Here is a 10673-nt window from a genome sequence, read left to right on the forward strand (position 1 = left end):
TTGTAAAGTCTCGGCCTCAAGCCGACCCTCGCGGCAACAATTTCAGGTTTGCGCCAAGCGCGCGGACGTCGAGCACTTTTTCTTTGGGCGATGCAGACGAGTGAGCAAATATAGAAGCAGCGGTCCGGCACCTGTAGCCAGTTCGATTTCTCTTTCTTCGGTTGCTTGACGACAGTATCAGCGATGACACAAACGGCTCTCCATCATCCCATGCATTGATACGGCCGACCGCCAAATAGTTTAGGGACGCGGTGATTGCCGCTCAGCGTGTCAAAAGGCTAGCGCGGGCCGGTGGCTGCATCACGGGGTTCAGATCAAAGTCCAACGCCTGTACTACGTCTGGATTCTAGCAGGACAGCCCCAGACTTTACTTCCAGCTGGAACATCGTGATTAACAAAAGACATCGCGCCAACCACCGCACCATCTCCAATCGTCACGCCACGAGAAATAACGCTGTTGGGACCGATGTAGACGCCGCTGCCAATCTTGGTTGGAGAATATTCGATCGGCGCTTTTCCCAGTGTTAAGCTTCTTTGCACAGTGTCATGTGAATAGATCTGAACACCAGCGGAGATTGAGCAGTGATCACCGATCGAAAGCCCGCCAGTCCCATCCAATACCGTTCCAGGACCAATCCAGGTATGGCAACCGACACGGACCTCTCCCATAACGAGGGCACTGTCATAACAGGATGTACCCTCACCAAATCCATATTCACGCGCATTTTCCCAACGATCAGTTATCAAATCGCCGAAGGACACGCGCCGCTGGAATTGCGCGAGCTTCTTGAGTTGCAGCGTTTTTTGAAGTGCTCTCAATGTTTCAATCATGAGTGAACTTGCTCTATCTACTTTGACCGTTGAGATAAACTCACCACAATGGGCCAAAGACGCGGTAGCCTCGCACGTGTGAATTCCACCACCTATCGCTCTTGCCCAAGACTAGACCGTTGCAGCTTCGGTAATCGTCCGCCCCACCGATTTCACACGCATGGCAAGAAGACCTTCGATATCGAGTGCGCGATCGTGGCGATTATTTGCGCGGAACAATCGCGCCATTAAATCAAGCCAACTATCAAAGTCCTCATTTCCAATCCAAGCAATCGAGAGGCAGTCCCCAGGCAACGGTCCGTCAAACGAGTCGTCGTTGGATGGATCCGTAAGCTCGTTTGTTTCGATCAACCATTTGGTTCGCCTAATGGAAACGTGAGGGACGGTCTTAGCTTGTTCAAGCAGGAAAACCCTCAAATCCTTGTCGCCAATGATATCACTCAGGAGGAGAAGCCAAGCGATCTCAACCGGATCCATCTGCGCCAAGGCCGGCGACGATGTGCCCTGGAGATTGCTACGACGACTAAGTAGAATGGCGGCCTCTCCTGCATCTCCCTCGAGCAGCGAGATAATGCCGAGCAGAACCCATGGCTCGGCGATATGGCTAATCCAAGTACTTAGCTCTCTCAGGGTCTGCGCGACCTCCTTGAAATCTCCTCCCTCCAGAATTGCCGATCTGGCCGAACGAAGCACTGCGGACATCGGGCTGTCCGGAACGGCCGCGTTCACGAAAACTACGGAAGGGGATTGCATTGGAACGATCTCAAATTTGCCGAACCAATTGATTTGTCTGACAACTTCGCCTGAACGAACGGCGCGGCGGCACTCGTACCAATCTGCAATATAAGTCCACGCCTGACGGGTATAGCGGCTGTGGACGAGTTCATAACCCTTTCTACGGATGTCGGAATAAAGATCGAGGTCTTTGCTGACCTCGTTGATCTTTTGGTAGAGCTCCTTTCCGCTGCCCATGATGCAGTTTTGCATGTCCACAAAGCCATATTCTTTCAGACGATCGGAGTCAGGAGCAAGAAGAACCGTACCGCAAGCTGGTATCTCAAGGTGCTTGCGAACTACGTAGTCCAGCCGCGTCGTGTCGGCAGCCGAAAAGTAGCTTTGAGAAATTAACTGAGCGTATCTAGCGTCACGAACCTCAAATGGCCTGCGGTCCTGTAGCCTATAGCCCGGATGAGTATAAATTAGCGTTGGAAAGAAGTGTTGAATCTCGTGGGTCAGCTTTGCCCGCCACGGGTAGAAACTAGGGAATAGATGCCCACTCATTATGTTGACGGGGACGATCTTTTCCAAGTTATAGTCATGGAATATCTCGGGATCGATAAATTTCGGAATGACGAAACAGGCAAATTGCGAGAGCTCCGGCATATGCTGCAGATGTTCCAGCCCGAAGCAGAAGATCGTGTCAATGCCGTATTCAGTGAGAGCGCTCAACGTGAGTGGCCGCATCGGGTCGTGTGGATCGCAATTGAAGTACAGCGCCCGCGGTATCTCTGGGTAGGTATGAATGTTTGTGATGTTAAGCCGTAGCGGTCTGCCGGAATGCACTGCCGAAAATATGACGAAATCGGGCTGCAGCTCATCACAGACGGCTTTGAAATCGAAATCGCGGTCGACAACACTAACCTCGCAGTGGTGAGCAAGCGCGTAAATCCACTCGTCGACCACATTTGTGAGAACTGGAGCTGCGGTCGTATTGAGCTGCGGCAACACGCATAGAACGCGTCTGCGCTGTGTTGCCACCGTCATCTCTCACCCTTTGCGAAAAATGAGCAAATTGCATCGACGACTTGTTGCTGCTGCGCCGCGGTTATGCCAGCGAACATGGGCAAAGACAGCCCCTGGCCGGCAAATTCTTCCGTTGCAAGAAATTCACTTTGGGCGCTTTCGACTTGCGCCAAGCAAGGCTGCCGATGCAATGGAATGGGATAGTGCAATCCGGTCTGAATACTTCTTGAATCAAGGTGCGACCGTAGGTCGTCGCGCCGATCCGTGCGTACGACGTAGAGATGGTAAACATGATCGCCATGCACGACATCAGGGAGCGTAAGGGGCGTGCCTTTCAAGCCCTCCCTATACCGTTCTGCGGCCCGCTTCCGCTGATCAGTCCAATCATCAAGATGCCTTAGCTTGCTGTTCAAGACCAACGCTTGCAGGCCATCCATGCGGTAGTTATAGCCGATCTGTTCGTGGAGATAACGCTGCGTCTGCCCGTGATTTCTCAGTGCCCTCAGCCGCTGAGCGAGGTCGGCGTCTTGCGTGACGATGAGGCCGCCTTCACCCGCTGCACCGAGATTCTTGCCCGGGTAGAAACTGAAACAGCCCATTGACCCCATCGATCCGAGCGGTCGACCGTTATAACGAGCGCCGATTGCTTGGGCCACATCTTCTATCATTGTCAGCCCGTGACGCTCGGAAAACTCCAGCGCTGCCTTCATATTTGCGGGCTGACCGTAAAGATGAACCGGAATGACTGCTTTCACATCGCCATCCAGACGCCTTTCCGCATCCGCAAAGTCGATCGTACCCGTAGCACGTTCCACATCACAAAAAACCGGAACAGCACCCTGATAGATCACCCCCCACAAGGTGCCGATAAAGCTATGGGCCGGTACCAGAACCTTGTCTCCCGGGCCTATGCCCGCTGCAATGACCGCCAGATGCAGGGCAGCACTGCCACTGCTGACGGCAATGGCGTGATCGACTTCAAGATAGGAGGCGATGGCCTTTTCGAATTCGTCAACCCATGGCCCCAGGCAAAAAGCGCTCGCATCGAACAGACGTTCGATCTCCGGCATGACATTATGGCGAATCTGCTCCCATTGGATAGAGAGATCGACGAAAGGTACCGTTGTTTGTGAACTCATCGCCCACTCTCCGACATGTCGCGAGTAGACCCTATCACACGTGCTGGATTGCCCGCGACGATGGCATATTCGGGAACGTCTTTGGTCACCACCGCCCCCGCTGCTACCATAGCCCTTCGCCCAATTACAACGTCAGGTAGGATCGTGGCATTGCTTCCGATCGATGCGCCGGAGCAGATACGGGTGGGAAGGCAGACCCAATCTTCCGAGCCCTGCAATGCACCGTCAGCGTTTGTCGCAGCCGGATAACGATCGTTTGTGAACATGACGCCATGGCCCACGAACACCTCGTCCTCAATGATGACACCAGAGCAGATGAAGCTATGGGACTGAATCTTGCATTTTGCACCAACATGGACATCCGATTGGATTTCCACGAAGGTGCCGATCCGTGTTCCACGGCCGATTGTGCAGCCGTACAAATTGACGAGATCTGGATGGAAAACCAGTACGTCATCTTCAAAAACGACATTGTCAGAGATGGGCATTGGGCCACTCCTTTTCAGCAAGGATCTCTGACAAGGCAGTCACCACGCTGACTTGTTCGGCGTCCGTCATTCCGGAGAAAAGTGGCAGTATGAGATGAGCTGCGCTGACATGTTCGGATCGGGAAAGCCCTGCATGCCGAGCCCCGCGCCAGGGCGCCTCAAGGTGGCTGGACATGACTGCACGCCGGGTCGCTATTTTTCGGTCGAGCATCTCCTGCATGACCTCTTCGCGATCTGCACCTTCAGGCAACCCAATTGAATAGCTCTGCCAGTTAGATTTCGCCCAGTTCGGCTCTTGCGGCACGATTATACCGTTGACGGGCATCAGGAGTTCGCCGTAGCGCTTCGCCAATTTCCGCCTTTCGGCAACAATTCCATCGAGACGCTTTAGCTGCTCTCGTCCAACCGCAGCCTGAAGGTCGGTCATGCGGTAATTGAAACCCGTCTCGGTGTAGGTCTCGATCACAACACGATTGGATGCATGACGGGCGAGGTCGGAGACAGACATTCCATGTTGCCTCAGAAGGCGGCACTTCGCGTCTATTTCAGGGTTGTTCGTGGTGATCATTCCGCCCTCACCCGTCGTAAGAACCTTGCGGGGATGAAATGAGAAGCATGCCACGTCGGAGAGCACGCCACCGATCCGCTGCCATTGGTCATCGACCAGGATCATCGATCCGCTGGCGCAGGCGGCGTCTTCCACCACAGCCAGCCCATACGCATGAGCGACCGCGCAGATCGCCTGCAAGTCGCACGGCATACCGATTTGGTCCACACACAACACGGCTTTAGTCCGCGACGATATCAGCACCTCAATACTGGTCGGATCCATGTTGTAGCTACCTGCACCGATGTCAGCGAAGACCGGCTCGGCACCACACATATGGATGGCATTCGCTGTCGCAATGAAGCTGTGACTGACCGTGATCACCTCGTCACCCGGTCCAACACCGACAGCCAGCAGTGCCAAATGAAGCGCTGTCGTACAGTTGGAAACCGCGCACGCATATGAGGCACCGGTCATTGCAGCGAACTCCGTCTCGAACCCAAGAACCTGTGGTCCCTGGGTCAACCAGCCGGAAGCGATGACCGAAGCGAGTGCGTCTGCTTCTTCTGGACCCACCGTTGGGCGCATAAGGGGGATCACTTGGCCAACTCCAGCACGGAGACACATTCATCCCGCCACCATCGCACCAGATCGCGCAATCCATCTTCCAGCCCGATCGAAACTTGGAAACCAAGTTGCGCCCGCGCCTTTGACGGATCGGCCAACCGCCGCTCGACTGGGTTAACGTTGCGAGCAGGTTCATGGTGGATTCCGAGATTTTCCCGTCCCATGATCTTGAGCAGCGTCTGCGCCAATTCTTTTAGAGAAACTTCGGCCCCTGACGCGACATTGTAGACTTCGTCCGAAGCAGAAGAGAGAGCCGCCGCGATATTCGAAGACGCGACGTCACGAACCTCCACGAAATCCATGGTTTGCAAGCCGTCACCAAAGATGATGGGAGGTTGATTGGCAGCAATTCTCTCCATCCACCGGATCAAGACTTCCGTGTAGCGGCCGTGGATATCCATGCGCGTTCCATAGACATTGAAGTAACGAAGCGCACAGTAGTTAAGGCCGTACATATCGTTGAATGATCGGAGCAGCTTTTCGTTGAAGAGCTTCAGGCCGCCGTACAATGTTCGATCGGCGTAGGGTGCTGCGGCCTCCGTGGTCGGAAATTCTGGAGCATAGCCATAGATTGAAGCGGACGACGCAGCGATGATCTTCTGAATTTTGTGTTTCACGCAGAGCTGCAGAAGATCGAATGTGGCGCGGCCCATAACCTCAAAGGCCTCGGCGGGTTCGGCGGCACAATGTGTAATCCTCAAAGCGGCCTGATGGAATACGATATCGGCGTCTCGCACCAGCTCGTCCATGAGCGCCTTGTCACGAATATCGCCGTTTACAAGCCGCAAGCGCGGGTCGGCGGCAACGGAAGAGAGATTCTCAGACCTCCCACGCACCATATTATCGACAGCCACAACGGCCTGAACCTCGTGGCCCATGAGTTGATCGACAATGTGCGAGCCGATGAAGCCGGCGCCTCCGGTTACTAAAATGCGCTTCCCTCTTAGGAAATCTGAGGCGTTCGATTGTTTAACCTGTTGTTCCATCGTCTCACTCTGCCGCGATGATATTGAATGTGTTGCGCTTACTGCATGCGACCTGCTGCAAGCTGCACTCCAGTGCCGACTGCGCCCGCTCCAGCGTTCTGACAATCCTCAGTCCGAAATCACCATCAGTTTGGCAACGCTCCTGCCCGAGGATGGAGCGACGGAGGTGTTCAACCACTTCCGTAAGCGGCTCGGGGCCGGAAATGCGCGGGGATGTCACCGCGCCGATTCTGTAATTCGGAAGATTGATCTCGCGATCCTGATTGGAATGGATAGTGATGCCGGAATCATAGATCTTGACCGGCTCATCGCGGTTCAAATCATCCCAGACAGCCATTTGCTTGCTGCCCCCAAGAGCAATCCGCCGCATTTTTACCGGCGACATCCAACTCAGATTGAGGTGCGCGACCATAGAATTCTCGTAATGCAAGGTGATGTAGGCGATATCGGGCGATTTGTCGTTGACGTGACAATACCCGCTGGCCTCCACTGAAACCGGCTCTGCCGCAAACAGATAGTCTAGGATCGATAGGTCGTGAGGAGCGAGATCCCAGAGCACATTTACGTCCGGTTGAAAAAGGCCCAAATTGACGCGCTGAGAGTCAAAATAGGAAATATGCCCGAGCGTGCCGCTTGCAACGAGATCTCGGAGCTTTCGAACGGCAGGATGGAAGAGGAAGGTGTGATCAACCATCAGAGTTAAGCCATAGGCTTTGGCCCGCGCGACCAGGTCCTCCGCCTCTTCGCTGGAACCGCACATGGGCTTCTCGATCATCACATGCTTGCCGGCGTCCAAACCGGCCTTAGCAAGCGAGTAGTGCGAGGACACCGGCGTTGCAATGACCATTGCATCAATATTTGGATCGAGAATGACAGACGAAGCGTCTTCGTAAATCGCGGCGCTCGGGAACGATTGCGCCAGTCGTTCTCGAACCTCCAGCCGCGTGTCAACAATTGCGGCTAACTGAATCCCAGGATTGCTGGAAAGGACACGTAGCAGGTTGCGCCCCCAGTAACCTACGCCGCATAAAGCCACCTTGATCATGCCACCAAGACCCTCACACTTAATCGGCATGACTTATCGCGGTGCAATCTTGCCCCAGCCTGACGGTTACTGTTGAGGCGAACTCTAATCCTCGATCGAAGGTGGAACGTAAGCACCCGATTGGCACCGCCTGCCGGATAGGGCCGCAATGGCCTAAGACACGTGTTTAACGACGTCGTTAGCGACGTGTCTTGGGTGAGGTATGTGATGCGTGTCGAGATTCTTGGGCAGGAACGTCGGCGGCGGTGGCGCGACGAACAGAAGCTCGAGATTGTCATGTCGGTTGGGATCGACGGGGCAACGGTTACTGAGGTTGCGCAGCGACACGATGTGACGCGGCAGCAGATTTACACCTGGCGTAGTGAGCTGAAGAAGCAGGGACTTTTGCCGTCTTCTGCGAATGCGGTGTTTGTTCCGGTGGACATGAACGCTGTGCAGACCGTGGTCTGCGGAGACCGCCAGGACCCGTCTGGGATGATCGAGTTGCGATTGATCTGCGGTCGCAGCCTTCGGTTCGACGATGCTGTGGACAGCGCCACCCTGATGCGGCTTATCCGGGCGGTGGAGGCGTCATGATCGGACCAGGGACCGGCGTGCGGGTGTACCTGGCCTGCGGGATCACGGACATGCGCAAAGGAATAGAGGGCCTGGCTGCGCTTGCGCAGGATGTCTTGCGCCAGAAGCCGACAGGCGGAGCGGTATTCGCCTTTCGAGGCAGACGTGGCGATCGTTTGAAGCTTCTTTATTTTGATGGCCAAGGCTTCTGCCTGTACTACAAAATCTTGCAGAAGGGGCGGTTTCCATGGCCTTCAGCAGCAGATGGAACAGCCCGGCTGACAGCGGCGCAAATGGCCATGCTTTGGGAAGGGATCGATTGGCGACGTCCGAACTGGGGCGCCCCGCCGGCGCGTGTCGGTTGAATTTATCTCACTGAATCTGCTTGTTTTTATGGATACTCGCCCTGACCTATGGTAGTCAGGTTCATGTCGAGCGCGACCCAAAATCTTCCCGATGATCCGGCCTTCCTGAAGGCAATGATCGCCGCCTTGCTGGCGGAAAATGCGAAGATGTCGGCGACGTTGCAGGTGCATGACCAGTTGATCCAGTCCCTGCGGCTGCGCATCGCCAAGCTGAAGAAACAGGTCTTCGGCAAGTCCTCGGAAAAGATCGAACGGGAAATCCAGCAGCTGGAATTGGCGCTGGAAGATCTTTTAATCGCCGCGGCCGAGAGCAGCACCAAGCCGCTCGCTGAGGGAGATGAGGCCGTGCCTGCCGCACCTGTGGCAAGCACGCCCGAAAGGATTATGCGCCGCCGTCCGCGGGTATCGGAAACGGCGGTTCGCGAGCGTAGAGAACTCGATCCTGGCACCTGCTGCCCCGATTGCGGTGGTGAACTGCGCCTCGTTGGCGAAGACGTAAGCGAAATCCTCGACATGATCGCCGCGCAGATGAAGGTCATCGAGGTCGCTCGATTGAAGAAGTCCTGCCGTTGCTGCGAGAAGATGGTGCAGTTGCCGGCACCCAGCCGCCCGATACCGGGCAGCATGGCAGGTGCTGGCCTTTTGGCTTACATCCTGGTCTCGAAGTTCGACGACCATCTACCATTGTATCGTCTGAACGAGATCTTCGCCCGCATGGGCGCCGATATCCCCGATAGCACACTGGTCGATTGGTGTGGTCGTGCCATGCAAGTGCTTCAGCCGCTGATCGAGCGGATTGAGGCCGCGATCATGGGTAGTGATCTCCTCCATGCCGACGATACCCCGGTCCGGGTGCTGGATCGCTCGCTACGAGACAAGGGGTTAGGCAAAGGCGTGAAGAAGGGCAGGATCTGGACGTATGTTCGAGATCAGCGTCCATGGGCGGGCGCAGCCCCGCCTGGTGCGGTCTACTATTTTGCTCCCGACTGGAAGGAAGAGCACGTCCACCGTCACCTCAAGCAGGCAAGTGGCATCCTTCAGGCAGACGGCTACAAAGGCTACGGAAAACTATACGAACCCAATACGGACGGAAAACGGCGCTTCCGTGAGGCGGCCTGCTGGGCGCATTGGCGACGTGACTTTCATGATATCTGGACCTCGAGCAAATCCGAGATCACGCGCGAAGCTCTCGACCGTATCGGCGCGCTTTACGACATCGAACGCGACATTGCCGGTCAGCCGGCCGATGTCCGCCTTGCCGCGCGTCAGAAGCTTAGCAAGCCAAAGGTAGAAGCATTGCGTGTCTGGGCCGAGACGCAATTGTCCCGTATTCCGGGCAAGAGCGATTTGGCTCAAGCTTTCCGATATGGCCTGAGCAGGTGGTCCTCGTTCTGCCTATTCTTGGACGACGGTCGTGTCGCCATCGACAACAATGCCGCTGAGCGAGCCCTGCGTCCGATAGGAGTTGGAAGACGCAATTGGCTCTTCGCAGAGCTGACACGGGAGCAGAGACCCTGGCGCGTGCCATGACGATCATCGAAACGGCCAAGATGAATGGCCTAGATCCGCAGGCCTATCTGGCCGATCTCCTCGACCGCATCCACGATCACAAGATCAATCGGCTCGACGAACTGCTTCCCTGGAACTGGACACCGGTCGTCACCGTCTGCGCCGAGGCTGCCTGATGGCAACGATCACCTACGTCTTCACAATCAACCATGTCGCCGAAATGCTTGGCGAAGACCTGCAACTCCTTCAGGTGATCGTCAGAAACTCCGACAATCTGACCTATGGAAATATCATCAGCGTCGTAACCGGTGACGATGAGGCAATTACCGCACTGACCGACGATGGCATCGATGAGCTTAACCAGATGCTCTCAACTGCGCGCCGTTCGCCCGAAGCCTGGAACGAATTCCTCGACAGCTTTGTCGACGACGAAGAACTCATCGCTCGCGTCAAGGCAAAATCTCCGCGGTAGCAATCGGCCGGTTACGGTGGAACTTGTATTCCGGCTCCGCAGACAGCGGCAGAGCTTCGTGTTGGGCTTCGACTGGGCGTTGCGTCGCTGCTGAAACACATGCGAATTTGGGCGAACCTGGCGGCTTGAGAAATCGACACGGAGTCCAAAAAGCTCCTCGGCGCTTGCGCGGAGGAGCTTTGGTGCAAATATCCGGAATGGGAGGTTTTGCAGATAAATTTGGTTGCGGGGGCAGGATTTGAACCTGCGGCCTTCAGGTTATGAGCCTGACGAGCTACCGGGCTGCTCCACCCCGCGCCAAGTGCAAAACCCTTTGGGTTTTGTCACGGTGCGTAAACTGCGAAGCAGTTTACGCTACTGCCCGAG

General features: G+C 55.6%; 10 protein-coding genes, 1 tRNA gene and 1 pseudogene. 4 read left to right on the forward strand and 8 right to left on the reverse strand.

What is annotated here, in order from left to right; translation table 11 throughout:
• Positions 1-333 precede the first annotated feature (333 nt).
• The 7 genes from AC1DE4_RS03155 to AC1DE4_RS03185 all read right to left on the reverse strand — a co-directional run bounded on the left by AC1DE4_RS03155 (position 334) and on the right by AC1DE4_RS03185 (position 7406).
• On the reverse strand, positions 334-831 hold the full coding sequence (locus AC1DE4_RS03155) for an acyltransferase (RefSeq protein WP_477879809.1): 498 nt from the start codon (positions 829-831) through the stop codon (positions 334-336).
• A 111-nt stretch (positions 832-942) separates the two neighbouring features.
• Entirely contained in the window at positions 943-2595 is a 1653-nt protein-coding gene (locus AC1DE4_RS03160) for a glycosyltransferase family protein (RefSeq protein WP_477879811.1), read from the reverse strand.
• Positions 2592-3713 carry a DegT/DnrJ/EryC1/StrS family aminotransferase gene (locus AC1DE4_RS03165; protein WP_025662794.1) on the reverse strand — a complete coding sequence of 374 codons (1122 nt, stop codon included), beginning with the start codon at positions 3711-3713 and terminating at the stop codon, positions 2592-2594. The genes AC1DE4_RS03160 and AC1DE4_RS03165 overlap by 4 nt, the downstream gene beginning before the upstream one ends.
• On the reverse strand, positions 3710-4201 hold the full coding sequence (locus tag AC1DE4_RS03170; protein WP_025662793.1) for an acyltransferase: 492 nt from the start codon (positions 4199-4201) through the stop codon (positions 3710-3712). The genes AC1DE4_RS03165 and AC1DE4_RS03170 overlap by 4 nt, the downstream gene beginning before the upstream one ends.
• On the reverse strand, positions 4188-5336 hold the full coding sequence (locus AC1DE4_RS03175) for a DegT/DnrJ/EryC1/StrS family aminotransferase (protein ID WP_084659939.1): 1149 nt from the start codon (positions 5334-5336) through the stop codon (positions 4188-4190). The genes AC1DE4_RS03170 and AC1DE4_RS03175 overlap by 14 nt, the downstream gene beginning before the upstream one ends.
• 8 nt (positions 5337-5344) lie before the next feature.
• Positions 5345-6361, reverse strand: a complete 1017-nt coding sequence (locus tag AC1DE4_RS03180; protein ID WP_025662791.1) for an NAD-dependent epimerase/dehydratase family protein — start codon at positions 6359-6361, stop codon at positions 5345-5347.
• A gap of 4 nt (positions 6362-6365) precedes the next feature.
• The gene (locus tag AC1DE4_RS03185) at positions 6366-7406 is read right to left on the reverse strand and encodes a Gfo/Idh/MocA family protein (protein WP_025662790.1); all 1041 of its coding nucleotides are present in this window, start codon (positions 7404-7406) and stop codon (positions 6366-6368) included.
• 207 nt (positions 7407-7613) lie between these two features.
• Between AC1DE4_RS03185 and tnpA the strand changes: the two genes are divergently transcribed.
• The 4 genes and pseudogenes from tnpA to AC1DE4_RS03205 all read left to right on the forward strand — a co-directional run bounded on the left by tnpA (position 7614) and on the right by AC1DE4_RS03205 (position 10307).
• Positions 7614-7982 (forward strand): IS66-like element accessory protein TnpA, encoded by a 369-nt coding sequence (gene tnpA / locus AC1DE4_RS03190; RefSeq protein WP_477879815.1) that lies wholly within the window; start codon positions 7614-7616, stop codon positions 7980-7982.
• A complete protein-coding gene (gene tnpB / locus AC1DE4_RS03195) occupies positions 7979-8326 on the forward strand; it encodes an IS66 family insertion sequence element accessory protein TnpB (protein ID WP_224567567.1) in 348 nt (115 codons plus the stop codon). The genes tnpA and tnpB overlap by 4 nt, the downstream gene beginning before the upstream one ends.
• Before the next feature lie 63 nt (positions 8327-8389).
• A pseudogene (gene tnpC, locus AC1DE4_RS03200) lies at positions 8390-10011 on the forward strand (IS66 family transposase).
• Positions 10011-10307 carry a hypothetical protein gene (locus AC1DE4_RS03205; RefSeq protein ID WP_028828227.1) on the forward strand — a complete coding sequence of 99 codons (297 nt, stop codon included), beginning with the start codon at positions 10011-10013 and terminating at the stop codon, positions 10305-10307. The pseudogene tnpC and the gene AC1DE4_RS03205 overlap by 1 nt, the downstream one beginning before the upstream one ends.
• 220 nt (positions 10308-10527) lie before the next feature.
• Here AC1DE4_RS03205 and AC1DE4_RS03210 read toward each other — a convergent pair.
• Positions 10528-10604, reverse strand: a tRNA-Met gene (locus AC1DE4_RS03210).
• Between the last annotated feature and the right edge of the window lie 69 nt (positions 10605-10673).

Source organism: Rhizobium sp. 10N414, from assembly GCF_056394785.1.